General features: G+C 64.4%; 24 protein-coding genes. 17 read left to right on the top strand and 7 right to left on the bottom strand.

Going from position 1 to position 21,606, the window contains the following annotated elements:
• The first annotated feature begins 52 nt into the window (after nt 1-52).
• Nucleotides 53-1,429, top strand: coding sequence for an OmpP1/FadL family transporter (locus R2N03_RS07765; protein ID WP_316657061.1), 1,377 nt, complete (start codon nt 53-55; stop codon nt 1,427-1,429).
• 63 nt (nt 1,430-1,492) lie between these two features.
• Here the strand turns inward: R2N03_RS07765 and R2N03_RS07760 are convergent, their stop codons facing one another.
• The 7 genes from R2N03_RS07760 to R2N03_RS07730 form a co-directional block, all read right to left on the bottom strand.
• Nucleotides 1,493-3,271, bottom strand: a complete 1,779-nt coding sequence (locus tag R2N03_RS07760; protein ID WP_316657059.1) for a sigma 54-interacting transcriptional regulator — start codon at nt 3,269-3,271, stop codon at nt 1,493-1,495.
• 273 nt (nt 3,272-3,544) lie between these two features.
• The gene (locus R2N03_RS07755; RefSeq protein ID WP_316657057.1) at nt 3,545-4,549 is read right to left on the bottom strand and encodes a 2Fe-2S iron-sulfur cluster-binding protein; all 1,005 of its coding nucleotides are present in this window, start codon (nt 4,547-4,549) and stop codon (nt 3,545-3,547) included.
• Between the two features lie 64 nt (nt 4,550-4,613).
• Entirely contained in the window at nt 4,614-5,603 is a 990-nt protein-coding gene (locus tag R2N03_RS07750; RefSeq protein WP_316657055.1) for an aromatic/alkene monooxygenase hydroxylase subunit beta, read from the bottom strand.
• 12 nt (nt 5,604-5,615) lie between these two features.
• Nucleotides 5,616-5,930: an MmoB/DmpM family protein gene (locus R2N03_RS07745; RefSeq protein ID WP_012430595.1), complete on the bottom strand. Its 315-nt coding sequence runs from the start codon at nt 5,928-5,930 to the stop codon at nt 5,616-5,618.
• Between the two features lie 19 nt (nt 5,931-5,949).
• Nucleotides 5,950-6,285: a monooxygenase system ferredoxin subunit gene (locus R2N03_RS07740; RefSeq protein ID WP_012430594.1), complete on the bottom strand. Its 336-nt coding sequence runs from the start codon at nt 6,283-6,285 to the stop codon at nt 5,950-5,952.
• Between the two features lie 7 nt (nt 6,286-6,292).
• Nucleotides 6,293-6,553, bottom strand: coding sequence for a toluene-4-monooxygenase system B family protein (locus tag R2N03_RS07735; protein WP_316657050.1), 261 nt, complete (start codon nt 6,551-6,553; stop codon nt 6,293-6,295).
• Nucleotides 6,554-6,577: 24 nt separating this feature from the next.
• Nucleotides 6,578-8,083 (bottom strand): ferritin family protein, encoded by a 1,506-nt coding sequence (locus tag R2N03_RS07730; protein ID WP_012430592.1) that lies wholly within the window; start codon nt 8,081-8,083, stop codon nt 6,578-6,580.
• A gap of 714 nt (nt 8,084-8,797) precedes the next feature.
• Between R2N03_RS07730 and R2N03_RS07725 the strand changes: the two genes are divergently transcribed.
• Genes R2N03_RS07725 through thmT form a run of 16 tightly spaced genes read left to right on the top strand, consistent with a single transcriptional unit; the run spans nt 8,798 to nt 21,505 of the window.
• The gene (locus R2N03_RS07725) at nt 8,798-9,007 is read left to right on the top strand and encodes a phenol hydroxylase subunit (protein ID WP_012430591.1); all 210 of its coding nucleotides are present in this window, start codon (nt 8,798-8,800) and stop codon (nt 9,005-9,007) included.
• A 55-nt stretch (nt 9,008-9,062) separates the two neighbouring features.
• Complete coding sequence (locus tag R2N03_RS07720) at nt 9,063-10,070, top strand: aromatic/alkene monooxygenase hydroxylase subunit beta (protein WP_012430590.1); 1,008 nt, start codon at nt 9,063-9,065, stop codon at nt 10,068-10,070.
• Nucleotides 10,071-10,105: 35 nt separating this feature from the next.
• Nucleotides 10,106-10,375, top strand: a complete 270-nt coding sequence (locus tag R2N03_RS07715; protein ID WP_012430589.1) for an MmoB/DmpM family protein — start codon at nt 10,106-10,108, stop codon at nt 10,373-10,375.
• A gap of 45 nt (nt 10,376-10,420) precedes the next feature.
• Nucleotides 10,421-11,965, top strand: a complete 1,545-nt coding sequence (locus R2N03_RS07710; RefSeq protein WP_316657045.1) for an aromatic/alkene/methane monooxygenase hydroxylase/oxygenase subunit alpha — start codon at nt 10,421-10,423, stop codon at nt 11,963-11,965.
• A complete protein-coding gene (locus R2N03_RS07705) occupies nt 11,962-12,327 on the top strand; it encodes a phenol hydroxylase subunit P4 (protein WP_316657043.1) in 366 nt (121 codons plus the stop codon). The genes R2N03_RS07710 and R2N03_RS07705 overlap by 4 nt, the downstream gene beginning before the upstream one ends.
• Nucleotides 12,328-12,330: 3 nt before the next feature.
• Entirely contained in the window at nt 12,331-13,395 is a 1,065-nt protein-coding gene (locus R2N03_RS07700; RefSeq protein WP_012430586.1) for an NADH:ubiquinone reductase (Na(+)-transporting) subunit F, read from the top strand.
• Between the two features lie 15 nt (nt 13,396-13,410).
• On the top strand, nt 13,411-13,776 hold the full coding sequence (locus R2N03_RS07695; protein WP_012430585.1) for a 2Fe-2S iron-sulfur cluster binding domain-containing protein: 366 nt from the start codon (nt 13,411-13,413) through the stop codon (nt 13,774-13,776).
• Nucleotides 13,777-13,799: 23 nt separating this feature from the next.
• A complete protein-coding gene (locus R2N03_RS07690) occupies nt 13,800-14,744 on the top strand; it encodes a catechol 2,3-dioxygenase (RefSeq protein ID WP_012430584.1) in 945 nt (314 codons plus the stop codon).
• Nucleotides 14,745-14,802: 58 nt separating this feature from the next.
• On the top strand, nt 14,803-15,255 hold the full coding sequence (locus tag R2N03_RS07685) for a GlcG/HbpS family heme-binding protein (protein ID WP_012430583.1): 453 nt from the start codon (nt 14,803-14,805) through the stop codon (nt 15,253-15,255).
• Between the two features lie 49 nt (nt 15,256-15,304).
• The gene (locus R2N03_RS07680) at nt 15,305-16,759 is read left to right on the top strand and encodes a 2-hydroxymuconic semialdehyde dehydrogenase (RefSeq protein WP_316657040.1); all 1,455 of its coding nucleotides are present in this window, start codon (nt 15,305-15,307) and stop codon (nt 16,757-16,759) included.
• Nucleotides 16,756-17,607, top strand: coding sequence for an alpha/beta fold hydrolase (locus R2N03_RS07675; protein ID WP_316657039.1), 852 nt, complete (start codon nt 16,756-16,758; stop codon nt 17,605-17,607). The genes R2N03_RS07680 and R2N03_RS07675 overlap by 4 nt, the downstream gene beginning before the upstream one ends.
• Before the next feature lie 25 nt (nt 17,608-17,632).
• The gene (dmpE, locus tag R2N03_RS07670) at nt 17,633-18,415 is read left to right on the top strand and encodes a 2-oxopent-4-enoate hydratase (protein ID WP_012430580.1); all 783 of its coding nucleotides are present in this window, start codon (nt 17,633-17,635) and stop codon (nt 18,413-18,415) included.
• 29 nt (nt 18,416-18,444) lie between these two features.
• Complete coding sequence (gene dmpH, locus R2N03_RS07665; protein WP_012430579.1) at nt 18,445-19,236, top strand: 2-oxo-3-hexenedioate decarboxylase; 792 nt, start codon at nt 18,445-18,447, stop codon at nt 19,234-19,236.
• 37 nt (nt 19,237-19,273) lie between these two features.
• On the top strand, nt 19,274-20,209 hold the full coding sequence (locus R2N03_RS07660) for an acetaldehyde dehydrogenase (acetylating) (RefSeq protein ID WP_316657035.1): 936 nt from the start codon (nt 19,274-19,276) through the stop codon (nt 20,207-20,209).
• Nucleotides 20,210-20,222: 13 nt separating this feature from the next.
• On the top strand, nt 20,223-21,269 hold the full coding sequence (gene dmpG / locus R2N03_RS07655) for a 4-hydroxy-2-oxovalerate aldolase (protein WP_012430577.1): 1,047 nt from the start codon (nt 20,223-20,225) through the stop codon (nt 21,267-21,269).
• Between the two features lie 44 nt (nt 21,270-21,313).
• On the top strand, nt 21,314-21,505 hold the full coding sequence (thmT, locus tag R2N03_RS07650) for a 2-hydroxymuconate tautomerase (protein ID WP_012430576.1): 192 nt from the start codon (nt 21,314-21,316) through the stop codon (nt 21,503-21,505).
• The last annotated feature ends 101 nt before the right edge of the window (nt 21,506-21,606 follow it).

Raw genomic sequence — 21,606 nt, 5'->3', positions numbered from 1 at the left:
GCAACGTCGTCGTCTTGTTATCTCGCATGTACAAATAGACAAGGAGACACCCGTGAAAGGCAACTACGTTCGCGCGGCCACGGCCATCTGCGTTGCGATCTGTGGAACCCACGCCAGGGCGACCGACGTGTTCAATCTGGAGGGCTTTGGTCCGGTCTCGCGCGCCATGGGCGGAACGGGCGCGGCCTTCGATATCGGGCCGGCAGCCATGATGGAGAATCCCGCGACACTTGGCCTGATGGGCGAGGGCCGCCACTTCAGCCTCGGCCTCGATGTTGTGTCGACCGACATCAAGGTCACGAACACGGCAACCGGCGAGACCGCGAGTTCGGGCAATCATGGCAACAACAACGGCCCGTACTTTGCACCGCAGACCGCATTCGTCTACCGGCAGGGGCGTTACGCCTTTGGCGCCGGCATCTTCGCGGAAGGCGGGCTGGGGACGCAATACGGTGGCAGCAGCTTTCTTTCGCGCACATCCAATGGCGTGGACACCGGCCTGGATCAGTTCTCCAGGCTGCTGGTGCTGCGCGTGCCGTTCTCGGCCGCATACCACGTCACCGACAAGCTGACGGTGGGCGCTTCGGTTGACGCAGTCTGGACCTCGCTCAACCTGGGGACGCTGCTCGATGTCTCGCAGATCGGCACGCTGGCCGGCCAGGGACGCGTGTCTGGGACGCTTGTCCCGACCTTGCTGGGCGTGCCCGGGCTCTCAGGCGGCTATATCGACTTCTCGCGCAATGCGCCCGTTGGAGGCGGCGCGCAGGCCTGGGGTATCGGCGGCCGGCTGGGTCTGACGTATCAGGTGACGCCCGATACCCGCATCGGGGCGGCGTATCAGGCGAAGACGCACGTGGGTGACCTCACGGGTCAGGCCACGCTTTCCGCCGTCAGTTCGGTCGCCGGCAACATCCCGCTCAAGGGCGACGTGACGGTTCGAAACTTCCAGATGCCCGCGCAGCTGACGGTCGGCATCAGTCATCAATTCAACGATCAACTGTCGGTGTCAGCTGACTACCAGCGCGTGTTCTGGTCCAGCGTGATGAAGGACATGACCGTCGGATTCGTGCAGTCGGGCTCGGGGGCCAATCTGGATCTGTCGCTGCCGCAGAACTACCGCGACATCAGCGTGTTCGGGATCGGCGCCGAGTATCGCTACAACGCAAAGTGGACGTTCCGTGGCGGGTTCCATTACGCGCAGGAGGCGATCCCCGGCAACATGCTTTTGGCCGTGGTGCCCGCCACGCCCACGACGAGCCTGACCGGCGGCGTTTCCTATGCAATCGGCAAGAACGATGTGATCGACTTTGCGCTGTCGGTGGCGCTGCGCAAGACGTTGGACAATGCAAGCCAGCCCAATACGGCGGTGCCGATCAGCGTGACGCACTCGCAAGTGAACGCCGTGATCGCCTATCAGAAGCGCTTCTAGGGCTTGTAGGGACGAGGGCACGGCAGCCTGGGCGACGGAGCCTGTCGCCCGGGCTGTCGTGTCTCAGCTTCCGTCGACTGGAATCTGATACTTGCGCAGCCGGTAGGCCAGCGTCGGGCGGCTGATGCCGAGCACCCGTGCCGCGCGCGACAGATTGCCGTTGGCCTCGATCACCGCGGCACGCAGCATCGCCACCTCGGTCTCGGCCAGGCCCGGACGTGGAATGGCTGTGGTGGAAGAGGCCACGTCTTCCACCGCCTCACTGCTCTGGCCGATATTGCCGCTGCGCTTCAGGATGAACGAGGCGGTATCGATCTCCTCACCGCTGGTGAACAGATGACACAGGTCCAGTGCGCCGCCATCTTCGGCCAGGATCACCGCGCGTTCGATCATGTTCTCCAGCTCGCGCACATTGCCCGGCCAGTCGTAGGCGAACAGCGCGTCGACGGCCCGTTCGCGAAAGCCGGTGATCTGCTTGTCGTGCTTCTTGGCCATGCGCTGCAGGAACCAGTTCATCATCAACGGGATGTCGTCGCGCCGCTCGCGCAGCGGCGGGACCTGGATCGGAAACACGTTCAGCCGGAAGAACAGGTCTTCGCGAAACTGGCCCGCCTTGGCGGCTTCGCGCAGGTTCACGTTCGTCGCGGCAATCACCCGCACGTTCACCTTGCGCGTGCGGGTATCGCCCACGCGCTCGATTTCGCCCTGCTGCAGGGCGCGCAAGAGCTTGCCCTGTGCCGTCAGGCTGAGCGTGCCGATCTCGTCGAGGAAGAGCGTGCCGCCGTCGGCGCGCTCGAAGCGCCCGGGCCGTGACGTGGTTGCGCCCGTGAAACCGCCGCGCTCCACGCCAAACAATTCCGATTCCATCAGGTGCTCGGGAATCGACGCGCAGTTGACGGCGACGAATGGCCCATCTGCGCGCTTGCTCAGGCGATGCAGATTGTTGGCGAAGACCTCCTTGCCGACGCCGCTTTCGCCCAGGAACAGCACGGTCGCTTCGGTGGGGGCCACCTTGTTGACCATATGGCAGACGGTGTTGAAACCGGCGGAGATTCCCACCACGCCGAAGCTGTTTTCCGGTGCGCTCGACAGCCGCGCGGCGATCCGGCTCGTGGCCGGCAGCGGGGCCTCGGGTTGCGGCGCCCATTTGACGAAATCGCCGATCTGCAGGAAGCGCAGGTCGTCCTCGGCGTCTTCCCATTCTTCAACGGGTTTGCCCACCACGCGGCATTTCGCATGCCCCATGCCGCGACATTCGATCTCGCGCCAGAGGATGGGGCGGCCCATGAAGGCGCTGGTGTATCCGCACGCATAGCCGATCAGCATCCAGCACACCGCCTCGTTGCCGATGCCGTAGCTGGCGATGTGGGCCTCCGCCTCGGAACTGTCGATCAGGTAGAAGTCACCAAAATAGCGGCCACGCTGCACGTCGATATCCAGTGCGACCGGCTCGCAATGGACCATGCCCTCGAGCGACACGAGTTGCGGACCCGCCAGGAAATCGTCGTAGCTGCTGAAGCCGGCGCGCACCTTGCGCGACATGGCGGCATCGTGCGTGCCGGCCTGATAGCCGATGCGGGTGATCAGCCCGCGAGCCGTTTCCTTGCCCAGGCTTTCGATCAGCTCCTGCCGCAGCGCGCCGAGCGAGCTGATGTGCATGAGCATCATGCGCTGGTCGTCCAGCCAGATCCGGCCCTGCTGCGGCGCGAAGCGCAAGCGTTTGGCGAGGTCGTGGATGGCCGGGACGCGGATCTCGGTGGCGCCCGCGTGTTTCGTGTCGCGATGCGGGCGTGCAGGTGCCGTCGCGTCGGGCTTGGGTTTTCGCGGATGCCGTTTTGCCATGGTCTCCTCGATCGCGGCCAGAAGGGTTGCCTTCGCGTCTGTGCGCGGGTGGCGATCGCGCGGAACGGTCCGATCAAGGTCGTCGGCCGGTCCGCGGATGTCATATGAGGTTCGATCGAATGAGCTTAACCTCAGCTTCCAGATAACGGGATTGGTGAAAGTACGCGACATGGCCGATCTGCGAGTGTCATCGTCGATGCTGTGCTGTGCTGTGCTGTGCTGTGCTGTGTCCGTCGCGTTGCTGGGCTCGCGATTCTTGGTGGCGCTTCAGGCTTAGACGAAGCGGTCGAAATGCATCTGTTCAAACGGCACCCGATGCGTGTGCATCAGCAATGCCTGCACGGCTTCGATCATGGGCGGCGGGCCGGCGAAATAGAACTCGAAGCGGTCCAGCGGCGCCACCAGCACCCGTTCGACCTCGGCATGCACGAAGCCGGTCGGGCCCTGCCAGCCGAGTTCCGGGCCGGGCGCGGACAGCACGACCGAGAGCGCGAGGCGGTTGTCGCCCACCAGGTCATCCAGGGCCGCCATGGCGCCGAGGTCGGGTTGCGAGCGCCCGCCGTAGAAGAAGTGCACGCGTCGCGCGCCCTCCTGCGCGAGCGCTCCGCGGGCGACGGACAGCATCGGAGCCAGTCCGGAGCCGCCAGCGATGCACACGATGTCGCGCGCGTTGTCGTCGCGCAGGTGGGCGTGGCCATAGGGCCCGTCGAGGGTGACGGTCTGCCCGATCTCGACCTGGTCGAACAGCGCGTTGCTGCCGGCCCCGCCCGGAACGCGCCGGATCACAAACTGCCAGATGCCGTCTGCGTTGGGCAGGTTGGACATGGAATAGGCGCGCGCGCCAGGCGCGTGCGGCGGATACAGCAGCGCGTACTGCCCCGGGCGAAACTCAGCGGGCGCGTGTACTGCGAACGTGAATTCGCTCATGTCGGGCGTCAGCTCCCGCCTGGCCTGCAGCACGGCGGCCCAGCGGCCGGGCGACACCACCGGGCGGTAAGTGTCGTCGCAGCGCACGCGGATCGTGCAATCGCCCAGCGGGCGCGATTGGCAGGCGAGGTGTTTGCCGCGCTTGCGGTCGCGTTCGGACAGCCCAGGCGCCTCCGGCCAGATGGATTCCACGAGCCCCGAGAGCAGGTCGAAGCGGCATGCGCCGCAGCCGCCCACGCTGCATTCATGGGGCAGGGCGATGCCGGCGCGCAGCGCACCTCGCAGCAAGGTGTCTTCGTCTGCGGCGACTGAAAATGCCGAGCCGCCTTCGATGGTGATCTGGTGTTTCATCGCCGGTTCCAATGTGTCGTTGGCCATGGATTGGGTTGAATGATGTCGCCTGGGCTGTCGGGCTTCACAGGCCGAGGCTGTGCCGGAACTCGCGCACGGCAGCGGTTGCGCGTGCCTGGGCCGCAGGCGCGTCGGGCAGGGCCGCGCAGTAGGCCACGATGGCTTCATCCGCCAGGGGCTCCCACTTGGCGAGCCAACCGGTGATGACTTCGCGGTTTCCGGGTTGCTCCAGCGCCATGCGCACCAATGCGCCGGCCCAGCGCCGATGGCGTTGCGCATCGGCGAGTTGCGCGTCTGTCAGCAGGCCCAGCAAGGTGTCGCCGTTATGCCGGGCGGCTTCGCCGAGGCTGCGCAAGACGGCTTCCTCCACTGCCGGCCGTACCACAAGGCTCAGGGCAACGAAGCACTCGGCCCAGTCCCACGCCACCAGCGCGTGTTCGACCAGCTTGCGCCAGCCTTGCCAGGCCGGGTCCTGCTCCCAGTAGCGGCGTTCATCGGTGCCGAAGCCGAGGTCGCTGAAGGTCTGCGACAGCTCCTTGGTGCGGTACGCGGTGTGTGTCAGCCAGCGCAGCGAATCGGCCGTCTGGTACGCCGCGCAGTTCGAGATGGTCGAGGCGGGCGCCAGTTGCGTCAGATAGGCCGAGCCCATCTGCAGCGTGTGGAACAGGTAGCGCACGGGCGTGTACAGGCGTGCCAGCGTGCCGGCCCAGGTGCGTTCGAGCATGGCGTCGTGCCCGCGCTCGGAAAACTGATCGAGCAGCCCGAACACATAGGTCTCCTGCCCGTCCTGCAGCATGTTGTACGTGCGGTAGACCAGTTCATCCGGATCGCGGAACGCGTTCCAGTCGGGGTGGGTCAGGGGCGATGCGTTGCGGTTGCGCTTGAACCACTGCGCCATCTCGAAATTCGGGTCGAGTTCGAACGGCGCATCCGGGTTGTCGGTGGTGTAGTGCAGGTTGGTCGAGACGATTTCGTACTCGCTGGGCTTGCGTCGCCGCGCGGCCAGATGGCTCCAGGTCTTGAGCGGCTTGAGGACTTCAGCTTGCGTTGTCATGCGTGTCTCCGATTACAGCGTTTTTTCGTAGTAGAAGCGGACGTAGTCGTCCGTCGTTTCGATGCGGCCGGCAAACGAGCTGAGGTTGACTTCAAGCTCGGACATCTTGAACGGTCGCCCCAGTGCCTCTTCGAGCGTGGCGCGGCGCAGGATCAGTTCGCCGTCGGTGTCGATACGCACATAGGCGAGCTTGTCGTCGATGCGGATGCTCTTGCCCGGGTTGTCTTCCTGTGCGGCTTCAATGACGCCGGCAGTGATGCTGCTCGCGCGCAGCACCGGACCGACGCGATTGTTGCGGTAGGCCTCGGCGGTGTTGTCGATACTCATGGTGGGTTCCTGGGCGGTGTCAGCAATTGGCGAAGAGAGGCTCAACGCCCTCGACTGCGACGAGGATGTCGTCGCCTTCGACTTTCAAGGCGTATTCGGCAAGCCGGCAGCCGCCGGGGTTGATGCCCTTGCCGGTGTTGGCATCGAAGGTCCACTGGTGTGCGCGGCACATCAGCACCCGACCGTCGAACTTGCCCTCGGCCAGCGGGATGTCCTGGTGCGGGCAGATTCCCTGGAACGCACGCGGTTCGCCCCCTTCGGGGCGCACCAGCACGATCACATGGCCGGCGACTTCGACCTCGGTCATGTCGCCTTCCCAAAGCTCGTCGAGCGAGCAGACTTTCTGGAAGTTCATCGCAGCCTCATGCATCGCAAAAAATGAATTCGAGCGCTTCCATCGGCTTGATGTCGGTGTCGGCCAGCCTGGCGTTGCGCGGGTAGAACTGCTCGCCGCCCTGGCGCCGCACCCTGACGACCTTGCCGGGCTGCGGTGCCACGCGGCGTCCCACCGAGTGGTGTGCCGCTGCTGCGGCCACCTCGTCGATGGTGTTTTCCGTATCCACCGCGACGAGTTGCAGCACGAAGTCGTACTGAAAGTTGGAAATCACAGGAAAAAGTGCCATGTCGTCCTCCGTTTGCGTGCCGCCTCAAGCGGCTTTCTTCTGGTAGCGCTGATTGCGGTACGCCTCGACCCACGCGTAGTGATGGGCGTCGTCGCCGCACTCGCCAGGCGCCAGGTTCATGTACTGAAGCGCGCCCATCAGGTTGGGCGGCTGGATCTGGCCGGCGAGGAATCGGTCGACCAGCGTGAGGTGGTCGCGATAGCGCAGCGGGTCCTGCTGGAAGACCCAGCGGTCGATCTCGGAATTGAAGTGGTACGTGCGGCCCTTGTAGTCGAGCGGGTAGTCCTTCACGTTCCAGCCGTTGCCCGGAACTGCGCAGATCGGCAGCTGGCTCATGTTGCAGACGATGGGCAGTGTCTCGGGCACGGTCAGCTCGGGCTTGCCGGCCAGCAGGTTGTCGATGATGACGTCCCAGGCCTTGCCGAACGTGTCGTTCCAGCCGGGGTATTTCTCTTCGAGCCAGTCGCGGCAATCGGGCGTGATGCCGGCAGCGGGGTTCCACCAGATCGTCGGACGCCAGAACCAGATGCCCATCTGATAGGCGTGATGCTGGTAGTCGAACTCGTTGATCATCTGATCCCAGTACCAGGGCAGGTCCAGGCCCAGGTCGATCAAGGTGCGTTCAAACTGCCCGACGATCCACTCAGTCATGAACTCCTTGAACGACTCCTTGCGATGGTGCAGCGGCGTTGCGTAATCCATCGAGGTGCCGGTGAGCAGCGAGAACAGCCGCCAGGCCCGCGCAATGGCGATGTCGACGAGTTTCTGCGCCTGTTCCTTGCGGCCGCTTGCGATCAGGATCTGCAGAGCCGGACCACCGATCTGTGCATGCCGCGACTCGTCGGTCTGGATGCTTGAGATCAGGCTGGCAAAGGTGAAATCACCCGCCTCTGCAGCGTCGGCCGCGAGACCGAGGAACTGCATGTTGGTAAAGCCCGTCTCGAACGCGAACGTGAGCATGATCGCAATGTCGATCGCGCTGCGCGACATGAACAGATCGTCGAACGTGCTGCGTGCCGCGATCGCGCCCCATTCGTTGGTGTGATAAGCCTTATGGGCCCAATCGAACTGACGGTCCTTGGCGCAATAGTCGTGCGGGAAATACAACTGCAGCTGGCCGTGCCGGTTCTCATCGAGCATGCCGAAGGTGGCCATGTTGCGCATGCCCGGCGCGCGGCCGAAGCGGGCCATGCGTGCCTCCGCGCTCATCGCTGCGTATTCGCCGAGCGCAATGGCGCCGTAGTGCGCCTTCAGGATCGACAGCCAGCCCGGGTCGGCGTCTTCGAACATGCGGCTGCGCTCCAGCGCGGCCTTGACCGAGTACGCTCCGGCATCCTTCTCGCGTTGAATGCTGACGTATTCGGGATACGACGTCTTGTAGGGTTCGTCGTAGGTTTCCCAAGTCTCCATCGGTACGCCCTGCGCGCCGGTCATGATGTCGGGAAACAGCTCGGACTCGGTGACGTAGCTCGGGGTCCAGTTGGTCGTGCGTGCGATGTCGTACCACGCGGCGCGTTCCAGTAACGCCATGGTGATGTCTCCTTGGTGGGGTCTGTAGTGCTTTTTGCTTGGCGGCTCCAGCGGGATCGCGTCCGCGCTGGGGCGGTCCTCCATTGCAAGGCCGGTGCCAACCGCTGCGCGTCTGCCGGCTTGGTGCAACGCAAAATTCAAAGACGCCTGTGGCGACGCACGCCTCCGACACACCTGTGCGCCGCTTGTGTGCAGTGCAGAAGCGTCAAGCGGTCCCGCGATTTCAGTTTTTGATCAGATCAGGCCACCGGCATCGGGCCGGTTGATTTCATCAATTGGTAAGAATCTCGAGAATCGTGTTTCCTCTTCGGATCGATCACGACCCGCGCGCCCGAGAGGTGGCTGTCTGGAGCCGAATGCGTCCTCAGCAGCGGAGCGCAGAGCCCGCCATGACGACATCGGGTGGCAGATCGCGCGCCAGATCGTCGGCATCCAAATACCTGTGAGGGTTCGACGATTTGATGAAAGCAGCCCTGGGCGGCTGCATCAAATCATCAATTAGCCTGCCTGATCAACAGAAATCCGGGGCGCTTGCCGTGCTTTCCACGTGCTGGGCACCGCATAAAAACGGCCTTTCTGTCGGGGTTTTCCCTAGAAATATCGAGATTTTTGGGGTGGGAGCGAGCGGCTGGCACACCTTCTGCAAAAGAGGAGCCGTCACCGGGCGATCGCTCTGCTCCGGTGGCAAACCCGACCTCAACAGCGGATACGCCCATGACCATTCAACTTTCCCAGCCCTCCAACGAGATGCCCGTCGTCGACCTCACGCGCAAGTACGTGAGTCGCATCGAGCGGCGCACCGATGGGCTGGTGAGCTTCGAGTTCGCCATCGGCTGGCCCGAACTGAGTGTCGACCTGTTGCTGCCAGAGCCGGCATTCACCGCGTTCTGTGAGCGCCACCAGGTGACGAGGCTCGGTTCCTGAGACGGCGCAGACCGTCCATCGCCTCATCCAATAAAACACCCAGGAGACAACCCGCATGAATATCGACCTGCAGGCCCGCGAGATCACGCCGCTGCGGCAGACCTTCGCCCACGTTGCCCGCCTCATCGGTGAGGGCAAGGCCGCCACGCGTTACCAGGAGGCGACGTACGGCGCGCAGTCCATGGCGAACTTTCACTATCGCCCGACGTGGGACCCCGCGCACGAGTTGTACGACGCGGGCCGCAGCCGCATCCGCCTCGCCGACTGGCAAGCCCTGAAGGACCCGCGTCAGTTCTATTACGCCACCTGGACCATGACCCGCGCCCGCCAGCAGGAGGCGGTGGAAGCGAACTTCCAGTTTGTCGAGTCGCGCGGGCTGGCATCTGCGATGGGCGATGCGCTGCGCGACCGCGCGCTGCAGGTGCTGCTGCCACTGCGCCACGTGGCCTGGGGCGCCAATATGAACAACGCGTCGATCTGCGCGTATGGCTACGGCACGGCCTTCACCGCACCCGCGATGTTCCATGCCATGGACGATCTTGGGATCGCGCAGCTGATCACCCGCCTGGCCCTGACGCTGGATGAGCCGGCCGTGCTGGAGGCCGGCAAGCTCGCCTGGCTGGAAGATCCGCGCTGGCAAGGCTTGCGTCGCTACGTCGAAGACAGCTTCGTGGTGCAGGACCCGGTCGAGCTGTTCGTGGCGCAGAACCTTGCACTCGACGGCCTGCTGTATCCGCTCATCTACGGTCACTTCGTCGATGACCACCTCGCGCTGCAAGGCGGGACGGCCGTGGCCATCCTGACCAGCTTCATGCCCGAGTGGCACGACGAAACCGCGCGCTGGATCGACGCGGTCATCAAGACCATGGCGAACGCGGCGGAGCCCGAAGCTGCCGGTAACCGCGCGTTGCTTTCGCAGTGGTTCTCGCAGTGGGCGGACCGCGCCCAGGCTGCGTTGGCGCCGGTTGCCGAGATGGCGTTGGGCGAGCACGGCGCCGCGGCGTTGGGCGAAGTGCGCGCCGCGCTGGATGCGCGCGCCACCAAGCTCGGCCTGTCGCTCTGAACTCCACGTCTTCCGATTGCTTGCAGAGGAAACCCATGTCTCAAGTCTTTATTGCCTTCCAGGCCAACGAGGAGTCGCGCCCCGTCATTGAGGCCATCGTCACCGACAACCCGGAAGCCGTTGTCACGTACCCCACGGGCCTGGTCAAGATCGACGCTCCGGGGCGCCTGACCATCCGCCGCGAAACCATCGAAGAGCAAACCGGCCGGCCCTTTGACCTTCAGCAACTGCACGTCAACCTCGTCACGCTCTCGGGCCACATCGATGAAGACGACGATCAGCTGACGCTGAGCTGGCAGCACTGAACACGCAAGACCTCGCACACCTACACATACGAGAGGAGACACCCGATGGATACCCGTGTTGCCAAGAAGAAGCTTGGCCTGAAGGAACGCTACGCCGCCATGACCCGTGGCCTGGGCTGGGAAACCACCTACCAACCCATGGACAAGGTCTTCCCTTACGACACCTACGAGGGCATCAAGATCCACGACTGGGACAAGTGGCAAGACCCGTTCCGCCTGACCATGGATGCGTACTGGAAGTACCAGGGCGAGAAGGAGAAGAAGCTCTACGCCGTGATTGAGGCTTTCGCGCAGAACAACGGCCAGCTCGGCATCAGCGATGCGCGCTACGTCAACGCGCTCAAGCTGTTCATCCAGGGCGTCACGCCGCTGGAATACAACGCGCACCGTGGGTTCGCCCACGTGGGGCGCCAGTTCACGGGCGAAGGTGCGCGCGTGGCCGCGCAGATGCAGTCCATCGACGAACTGCGTCACTACCAGACCGAGACGCATGCGATCTCGCACTACAACAAGTACTTCAACGGCATGCACAGCCCGAACCATTGGTTCGATCGTGTCTGGTACCTGTCGGTGCCGAAGTCGTTCTTCGAAGACGCGTGCACGGCCGGCCCCTTCGAGTTCCTGACGGCGGTCAGCTTCTCGTTCGAGTACGTGCTGACCAACCTGCTGTTCGTGCCGTTCATGTCCGGCGCCGCGCACAACGGCGACATGAGCACCGTCACCTTCGGCTTCTCTGCGCAGTCCGATGAGTCGCGCCACATGACGCTGGGCATCGAGTGCATCAAGTTCATGCTGGAGCAGGACCCCGACAACGTTCCCATCGTTCAGCGCTGGATCGACAAGTGGTTCTGGCGCGGTTACCGGCTGCTGACCATCGTCGCGATGATGCAGGACTACATGCTGCCCAAGCGCGTGATGAGCTGGAAGGAGGCCTGGGAGATGTACGCCGAGGGCAACGGCGGCGCGCTGTTCAAGGATCTGGCGCGCTATGGCATCCGTGAGCCGGCGGGCTGGAAGGACGCCTGCGAAGGCAAGGACCACATCAGCCACCAGGCATGGGCCACGTTCTACAACTACGGCGCGGCCGCACCGTTCCACACGTGGGTTCCGAGCGACGAAGAGATGCAATGGCTCTCGGAGAAGTACCCGGAGTCCTTCGACACGCTGTATCGCCCGCGCTTTGAATTCTGGCGCGAGCGGGCCGAGGAAGGACGCCGCTTCTATAACAAGACGCTGCCGATGCTGTGCACGACCTGCCAGGTGCCGATGTTCTTCACCGAACCGGGCGACGCCACCAAGATCGCCTATCGCGAGAGCGACTACTTCGGCAACAAGTACCACTTCTGCTCGGACCACTGCAAACACATCTTCGACGATGAACCCGAGAAGTATGTGCAGAGCTGGCTGCCGGTGCACCAGATCTATCAGGGCCATTGCTTCCCGGAGGGTACCGACCCGACAGCCGAAGGCTTCGATCCGTTGATGGCCGTGCTCAAGTACTACGAGATGAACATCGGACGGGACAACTTCGACTTCGAAGGCTCGGAAGACCAGAAGAACTTCGCCGCCTGGACAGGAGAATCAGCATGAGCGTCGTGACCAACCCGAAAGCCGCGCCCTACAAGTTTCCGATGAAGGATGTGCGCGAGAACTTTCCCGCGCCGCTGCTCTACATCGGGTGGGAAGACCACCTGATGTTCTGCGCGCCGGTCTGCCTGCCGCTGCCGCCCGACATGCCGTTCGGCGCGCTGATGACCCAGGTGCTGCCTGGCATCTACGCCGAGCATCCGGACTTCGAGCGTATCGACTGGAATGCGGCGCAGTGGTTCAAGTCCGGTCAGCCCTGGACGCCCGATGCGGCCAAGTCGCTGGCCGAGAACGGCCTGGGCCACAAGGACGTGATCCGTTTTCGCACGCCGGGTCTCACCGGCATCAAGGGTTCGTGCAGTTAAGCCATGTGCAATCAACTCACCATCGAGCCCCTCGGCGCCACGCTGGACGTGGCCGAGGGCCAGACCCTGCTCGACGCCGCGTTGCGCTCGGGGGTGTACATCCCGCATGCGTGCGGCCACGGACTGTGCGGTACGTGCAAGGTGCAGGTCACCAGCGGCGAAGTGGATCACGGTGCAGCCAACCCCTTCGCGCTCATGGATATCGAGCGCGAAGAGGGCAAGACGCTGGCGTGCTGTGCCACGGCGCTCAGCGATGTCTGCATCGAAGCCGATGTGGACGACGAGCCGGATGCGCGCGTCATTCCCGTGCGGGACTTTGTGGGCACGGTCACGCGCATCGACACGCTCACGCCCACCATCAAGGGGCTGCGCCTGAAGCTCGATCAGCCGATCGATTTCCAGGCCGGCCAGTACGTGATGGTGGAGATCCCGGGGCTGGGGCAACGGCGGGCCTTTTCGATCGCCAATGCGCCGAGCGAGGTGGACCGGTGCGGTGAGATCGAGCTGCAGGTACGCCGCGTACCCGGCGGCGCCGGCACCGGCGTGCTGCACGAGCAGCTTGCGGTGGGTGACACGCTGCACGTGACGGGCCCGTACGGCCGGTTCTTCGTGCGGCAGTCGGCCGCCAAGCCCATGTTGTTCGTTGCTGGCGGGTCGGGCCTGTCGAGCCCGCGCTCGATGATCCTCGATCTGCTGGAGCAGGGCTGCACGTTGCCCATCACGCTCGTCAATGGCCAGCGCAGCCGCGAAGAGCTGTATGGCCACGCGGAGTTTGTCGCGCTGGCGGATCGTCACCCGAACTTCAGCTACGTGCCGGTGCTGTCGAACGAGCCCGAGGGAAGCGCCTGGGACGGTGCGCGCGGCTTTGCGCACGATGCCGCCAAGGCGCATTTCAACGGGCAGTTTGCGGGGCACAAGGCGTATCTGTGCGGGCCGCCGCCGATGGTGGAGGCTGCCATCGGCGCGCTCATGCAGGGCCGGCTGTTCGAGGACGACATCTACACCGAGAAATTCCTCTCGGCCGCCGATGCCAATGCGCAGCGCAGCCCGCTGTTCAAGCGGGTTTGAAAGGAGAGCCACGCGATGCTGGATACCCGACCCAAGGTGGACGTATGCGTGGAACAGACCCAGGAGCACTACGCATGCGCGACCACCGAAAGCTTGCTGACGGGCATGTTGCGCCTGGGGCGCAAGGGCATTCCCGTGGGCTGCGTCAACGGCGGCTGCGGCGTGTGCAAGGTGCGCGTGCTGGATGGCAGCACCGCGCGCCTGGGGCCGCTCAGCCGTGCCCACGTCAGCGCCGACGAAGAAGCGCAGGGCGTGACATTGGCCTGTCGTGAAGCGCCGCTGACCGCCGTTCGGCTGGCGGTGCTGGGCAAGTTTGAAAAGCCGTTTTCCAGAGGCTTCGCCGCATCTGCGGGGGCGCAGTCCGACACAAAACCGCAGTGAGTTTGATCAACCAGGAGACAAGCATGGGTGTTCTACGAATCGGGCATGCCAGCCTGAAGGTGATGGACATGGCCGCCGCCGTGCGGCACTACGAAAACGTGCTCGGCATGAAGGTGACGATGCAGGACAACGCCGGCAACGTCTACTTCAAGTGCTGGGACGAGTGGGACAAGTATTCGCTCATCCTCACGCCGTCGGATCAGGCCGGCCTCAACCACCTCGCCTACAAGGTCGAGAAGGACGCCGACCTCGACGAGCTGCAGGCCAAGATCGAAGCGTGGGGCCTGAAGACGGTGATGCTGCCCGAAGGCTCGCTGCCAGCCACCGGCCGCATGCTGCAGTTCAATCTGCCGAGCGGTCACGAGATGCGGCTCTATGCGATGAAGGAGGTGGTCGGCACCGAGGTGGGCAGCCGCAACCCCGACCCGTGGCCCGACAACCTCAAGGGCGCTGGCGTGCACTGGCTGGATCATGCCCTGCTGATGTGCGAGTTGAACCCGGAAGCCGGCGTCAACACGGTTGCCGATAACACGCGCTTCATGCAGGAGGTGCTGGGCTTCTTCCTGACGGAGCAGGTGGTCGTCGGCCCGGACGGTTGCGTACAGGCGGCTGCATGGCTGGCCCGCAGCACCACGCCGCACGACATCGCATTCGTCGGTGGTCCGCGCAGCGGCCTGCACCACATTGCCTTCTTCCTGGACTCGTGGCACGACGTGCTGAAGGCCGCGGATGTCATGGCCAAGAACCAGACGAAGATCGACGTGGCACCCACGCGTCACGGCATCACGCGCGGCGAGACGATCTACTTCTTCGACCCCAGCGGCAACCGCAACGAGACATTCGCCGGCCTGGGCTACCTCGCGCAGCCGGATCGTCCCGTCACCACGTGGAGTGAAGACAAGCTGTGGACCGGCATCTTCTACCACACCGGCGAAGCGGTGCCGTCGTTCACCGATGTGTACACCTGATCCGTCCGAGCCTGTTTCCCGAGCCGCCTGACCCGTCATCTCCACGTCCCGTCTTGCCATGTCCACACGTACTGCACACGACGCCACCTTCCTCAGCGAAGCACGCAGCCAGATCACGCTCCCCGCGGCCCAGGCTGCCGTTGCGGCGGCGGTGGAGTCGGCGCAGGCGCAGGGGCTGCGCATCAACGTGGCCGTGGTCGATGGCGGCGGCGCGCTCGTGGCTTTCGCACGCATGTCGGGCGCCTTTCTGCACTCGATCGACATTGCCATCGACAAGGCCTACACGGCGGCCAGCTTCGGTTTTCCCACCGCGCAGTGGGGTGCCTTGCTGGCCGGCGACGACATGCTGCGTATTGGGCTGGCGGAGCGTCCGCGGCTCGTGATGTTTGGCGGTGGCCTGCCGATCATCGCGGCGGGCGAGCGCATCGGCGGCATTGGCGTGTCTGGCGGCTCGGCTGAGCAGGACGAGGCGTGTGCCCGCGCAGGGCTGCACGCGATCGGCCTGTCGTGAAGAGCTCTCCTCAATCAAAAGAAGAACCGTTTGTTTCGGGAATCCAACCGTGAAGCAATTCCTCAATTTCATCAATGGCGAATTTGTCGCCACCCGCAAGACGTTCGAGAACCGTGCGCCGGTGGACAACCGTGTGATCGGTCTGGTTCACGAGGCGGGGCAGGCCGAGGTGGATGCCGCCGTGGCCGCCGCTCGGTCCGCCTTGGATGGCGACTGGGGCCGCATGACCGTGGTCAAGCGCGTCGAGTTGCTGCACGCGGTGGCAGACGAGATCAACCGGCGTTTCGACGATTTTCTTGAAGCCGAGCTGGCCGATACCGGCAAGCCGCGCAGCTTGGCGGCGCACATCGACATTCCGCGCGGCGCGGCCAACTTCAAGGTGTTTGCCGACATCGTGAAGAACGTGCCCACCGAGAGCTTCGAGATGGCCACGCCCGATGGCGGTACGGCCGTCAGCTACGCGCTGCGCTCACCGCTGGGCGTGGTGGCGGTGGTGTGCCCGTGGAACCTGCCGTTGCTGCTGATGACGTGGAAGGTGGGTCCTGCGCTGGCCTGCGGCAACACCGTCATCGTCAAACCGTCGGAAGAGACACCGGCCACCGCCACGCTGCTGGGCGAGGTGATGGCGCATGTGGGTATTCCCAAGGGTGTCTACAACGTCGTGCACGGCTTCGGGCCCGGGTCAGCCGGTGAGTTCCTCACGCGACATCCCGGCGTCAACGGCATCACCTTCACGGGTGAGACGCGCACGGGCGAGGCCATCATGGCGGCAGCCGCCAAGGGCGTGCGGCCGGTGAGCTTCGAGCTGGGCGGCAAGAACGCGGGCATCGTGTTTGCCGATGCCGACTTCGACAAGGCAGTGGCTGGCATCACGCGCAGTGCGTTCGAGAACTGTGGGCAGGTCTGCCTGGGCACCGAGCGTGTCTACGTGCAGCGGCCGATCTTCGACAAGTTTGTGCAAGCACTGAAAGAGAAGGCCGAGGCGTTGAAGATCGGCCCTTCGGGCGAGCCGGGCGTGGGACTGGGCCCGTTGATCTCTGCCGAGCACAAGGCCAAGGTCATGTCGTACTACGAACTGGCGCGAGCCGAGGGCGCCACGGTGGTCACCGGCGGCGGGGCACCCGACATGCCTGCCGCGCTGGCCGAGGGCCATTGGGTGCAGCCGACCATCTGGACCGGCTTGCCCGAGAGCGCCCGCGTCATCCGAGAAGAAATCTTCGGCCCTTGCTGCCACATTGCCCCGTTCGATACCGAGGAAGAGGCCATCGCGCTGGCGAACGCCACGGACTACGGCCTGGCCACCACGGTGTGGACGCAGAACCTGGGCACGGCGCACCGCATGGCGCGCGCCGTTGAGGTGGGGCTGTGCTGGATCAACAGCTGGTTCCTGCGCGACCTGCGCACGGCATTCGGCGGCGCCAAGGCTTCCGGCATTGGCCGCGAGGGCGGTGTGCATTCGCTGGAGTTCTATACCGAGCTGCGCAACGTGATGGTGAAGCTATGAGCACGATCAACCTCGAAGGCGCGGATGCCCGTTATGTCCGCACGGGTACGGTGCAAACCTATGTTCACGATATCGGGCAGGGCGCACCGGTGCTGCTGATCCATGGGTCCGGCCCGGGTGTGAGCGCGTGGGCCAACTGGCGGCCGGTGATGCCTGCGCTGGCCCGCCAGCGCCGCGTGATCGCGCCCGACATGCTGGGCTTCGGACAGAGTGACCGCCCCGCCGGTCAGACCTACAACATGGAGGTGTGGGTGCAGCAGGCCATCGACCTGCTGGATGCACTGGACTTGCCGCAGGTCGATCTGGTCGGCAATTCCTTCGGCGGCGGCCTGGCAATCGCGCTCGCCATTCGCGCGCCCGAGCGTGTGCGGCGGCTGGTGCTGATGGGCGCGGTGGGTGTTCCGTTTGCCATCACGCCGGCGCTGGATGCCGTGTGGGGCTATACGCCGTCGCTCCAGGCCATGCGCGGTCTGCTCGACGTGTTTGCCTACGACCGCGGCCGTGTGACCGACGAACTGGCGCAACTGCGCTACGAGGCCACCATCGTGCCGGGTGTGCAGGAGTCCTATGCCGCCATGTTCCCCGCGCCTCGGCAGCGCTGGGTGGATGCCATGGCGAGCGCCGAAGCCGACATCCGCGCGCTGCCGCACGAAACACTGGTGTTGCACGGGCGCGAGGATCAGGTGATCCCCGTATCCAACTCGTTCACGCTGGCCGACTGGATTCCCAACAGCCAACTGCACGTTTTCGGCCACTGCGGCCACTGGACACAGATCGAGCACAGCGCGCGCTTTGCCCAGTTGGTGAACAACTTCCTGGCCGAGGCCGACGCCGGCGCGGTCGCCTGAACCCATCTCTTACGCAGACCTTCATATGGACGCTCTCAAGATCCAACACTACGGCGACGCGCTGTACGAATCGTTGCGCTCACGCACCCCGGTGGAGCCGCTGACCGACCGCGAACCCGGCATCACCATCGACGATGCCTACCAGATCCAGTTGCGCATGATCGGCCGCCGCATCGAAGCTGGCGAAACCGTGATCGGCAAGAAGATCGGCGTGACCAGCCAGGTCGTGATGGACATGCTCGGTGTCAACCAACCCGACTTCGGCCATCTGCTCTCGGGCATGGTGTTCAACGAAGGCGAGGCAGTCGACACCAGCAAGATGATCGCGCCCAAGGCCGAGGCCGAGGTGGCCTTCGTGCTCTCGCGCGACCTGTGCGGCCCTGGCGTGACGGCGGCCGACGTGCTGCGTGCAACCGATTGTGTGATGCCGTGTTTCGAGATCGTCGATTCGCGCATCCGCGACTGGAAGATCAAGATCCAGGACACCGTGGCCGACAACGCCTCGTGCGGCGTCTTCACGCTGGGCGGCACGCGCCGCAGCCCGAGGGATCTCGATCTGGCGCTGGCCGGCATGGTGCTGGAGAAGAACGGCGAGATCGTAAGCACCTCCTGCGGCGCCTCGGTGCAAGGCTCGCCTGTCAATGCGGTGGCGTGGCTGGCGAATACGCTGGGGCGGCTCGGCATCGCGCTCAAGGCCGGCGATGTGATTCTGTCCGGCTCGCAATCGCCGCTCGTGCCGGTCAAGGCCGGCGATAGCCTTCACTGCAGCGTGGGCGGCCTCGGTGGCACCTCGGTGCGTTTCATCTGACCCGACGCAACCTCGAGGAGACACACACCATGGCACTGAATCGCCAAACCATTGAAGCGCTGGCCGCGCATGTGGAATCCGCGCAACTGGACGTGCGCGACATCACCAAGATCACCGACGAATACCCCGACATGGACTGGGCCGATGCCTACGACATCCAGGATGAGATCCGTCGGCGCAAGGAAGCGCGAGGGCTGAAGACCGTCGGCCTGAAGGCGGGGCTGACCTCCTTCGCGAAGATGAAGCAGATGGGCGTTGAAACGCCGGTCTTCGGCTTCGTGAGCGAGGACATGGCGCGTGCGGAGGGCAGTGAAATTCGCATGTCGGAGCTGATCCACCCCAAGGTGGAAGCCGAGATCTGCATCGTCACCAAGGCGCCGCTGCGTGGTCCGGGTTGCCATGTCGGCAATGTCCTGGCAGCCATCGACTTCGTGATTCCGGCTGTCGAGATCATTGACAGCCGTTACCGCGATTTCAAATTCGACCTCAAGAGCGTGATTGCCGACAACACGTCGGCCGCGCGCTTCGTGGTGGGTGGCCGTTCCCGCAATCTGGAGGAACTGGATCTGCGTACGTTGGGCGTGGTGCTCGAGAAGAATGGCCGCGCTGTCGCCATGGCGGCAGGTGCAGCGGTGCTGGGGCACCCGGCAGCGGCCGTGGCCATGATGGCCAACCATCTGGGCGCGCGCGGCCAGGAGATCCCGGCTGGCACCTTCATCATGACCGGCGGCGTGACCGAAGCCATTGCGGTGGCCGAGGGCGACAGCGTATGCGTGCGTTTCCAGGACCTGGGCAACGTGTCGATGCGCTTCGTGAATTGAATGCCAAGTTGAACATTGCGTATTGGAGACCGCAACCATGACCCAGAAGATCAAATGCGCCCTGATCGGCCCCGGCAACATCGGCACCGATCTGCTGGCCAAGCTGCAGCGCAGCCCCGTGCTGGAACCGGTATGGATGGTGGGCATCGACCCCGAATCCGACGGCCTCAGGCGTGCGCGCGAGATGGGCATCAAGACCACCGCCGAAGGCGTGGACGGTCTGCTGCCCCACGTGTTGGCCGATGGCGTGCAGATTGCCTTCGATGCCACCAGCGCCTACGTTCATGCCGAGAACTCACGCAAGCTCAACGCGCTGGGCGTGCTGATGATCGACCTCACACCTGCGGCCATCGGCCCGTACTGCGTGCCGCCGGTCAACCTCAAGGAGCATCTGGGCCGCGCAGAGATGAACGTCAACATGGTGACCTGCGGCGGGCAAGCGACCATCCCGATGGTGGCGGCAGTCAGCCGCGTGCAGCCCGTGGCGTATGGCGAGATCGTTGCCACGGTGTCGAGCCGGTCGGTGGGGCCGGGCACCCGCAAGAACATTGATGAATTCACGCGTACCACGGCCGGTGCGGTCGAGCGTGTGGGCGGAGCGAAGAAGGGCAAGGCCATCATCGTCATCAACCCGGCTGAGCCGCCGCTGATCATGCGCGACACCGTGCATTGCCTGACGGAAACCGAGCCGGATCAGGCGGCAATCACCGCGTCGATCCACGCGATGATCAAAGAGGTGCAGAAGTACGTGCCGGGCTACAAGCTCGTCAACGGCCCGGTGTTCGACGGCAACCGCGTGAGCGTGTTCCTGGAGGTCGAGGGCCTGGGCGATTACCTGCCCAAGTACGCCGGCAACCTCGACATCATGACCGCCGCAGCCGCGCGCACGGCCGAGATGTTTGCCGAGGAGATGATCAAGGGCGAACTGAACCTGCGCGCCGGCACGGCCGCGTCTGCCACTGAAACCGCCTGACGAGGACCTTCACATGACTACGCTGCAAGGCAAGAGCATTACCGTGCATGACATGACGTTGCGTGACGGCATGCACCCCAAGCGCCACCTGATGACGCTCGACCAGATGCGCACGATTGCGCAGGGCCTGGACGCGGCCGGCGTGCCCCTGATCGAAGTCACCCACGGCGATGGGCTGGGTGGTTCCTCGCTCAACTATGGATTTCCCGCGCACAGCGACGAGGAATACCTGGGCGCCGTCATTCCGCTGATGAAGCAAGCCAAGGTGTCGGCGCTGCTGCTGCCCGGCATCGGTACCGTCGATCATCTCAAGATGGCGCGTGAGCTGGGCGTGCATACGATTCGCGTGGCCACGCACTGTACCGAGGCCGATGTCTCGGAGCAGCACATCAGCTACGCGCGCAAGCTCGACATGGACACGGTGGGCTTTCTGATGATGGCGCACATGAACAGCCCTGAGGGGCTCGTCAAGCAAGCCAAGCTGATGGAGAGCTACGGTGCCAACTGCATCTACATCACGGACTCTGCGGGTTACATGCTGCCGGACGATGTGAAGGTGCGTCTGTCTGCCGTGCGTGAAGCGCTAAAGCCTGAGACCGAACTGGGTTTCCACGGCCATCACAACCTGGCCATGGGGATCGCCAATTCCATTGCGGCCATCGAGTGTGGTGCCACGCGCATCGATGCAGCGGCCGCGGGGCTCGGGGCCGGTGCGGGCAATACGCCGATGGAGGTGCTGGTGGCGGTGTGCGACCGCATGGGCATCCGTACCGGCGTGGATGTGTGGAAGATCCAGGATGTGGCGGAGGATTTGGTGGTGCCCATCATGGACTTCCCCATCCGCATTGACCGGGACGCACTCACGCTGGGCTATGCGGGCGTCTACGGCAGCTTCCTGCTGTTTGCCAAGCGCGCCGAGAAGAAATACGGTGTGCCCGCGCGTGATCTGCTGGTCGAACTCGGCCGGCGCGGCATGGTGGGTGGTCAGGAAGACATGATCGAGGACACCGCGCTTACCATGGCCCGCCAGCGCGGCCTGTTGCCTGAACAGGCGGCCTGAGCGCAGGCGCATTCCGTTGATTTGCAGGTATCCAGGAGAACACCATGCCATTTGCACAGATCTACATGATCGAGGGCCGCACGGTCGAGCAAAGACGTGCCGTCATTGAAAAAGTCACCGCCGCGCTTGTCGAGGCGACCGGCGCTCCGAAAGAGAATGTTCGTGTCTGGATTCACGACGTTCCCAAGGAGAACTGGGGTATCGCAGGCGTCTCGGCGAAGGACCTCGGCCGGTAGTGCGTCATGCGCGCCCGTCCCAGCGTTGGGGCGGGCGCCGTCGGTTTCGAAAACCGTCCGTGGTGGGGACGCTGCAACGGCGCTCCCCTCGGCGTTGCGCG

Source organism: Ralstonia condita (genome assembly GCF_958405655.1).
In the GTDB taxonomy this organism is placed as follows: domain Bacteria; phylum Pseudomonadota; class Gammaproteobacteria; order Burkholderiales; family Burkholderiaceae; genus Ralstonia; species Ralstonia condita.
Note: the sequence above shows the minus strand (reverse complement) of the source record. Positions and strands in the feature narration are given on the sequence as shown.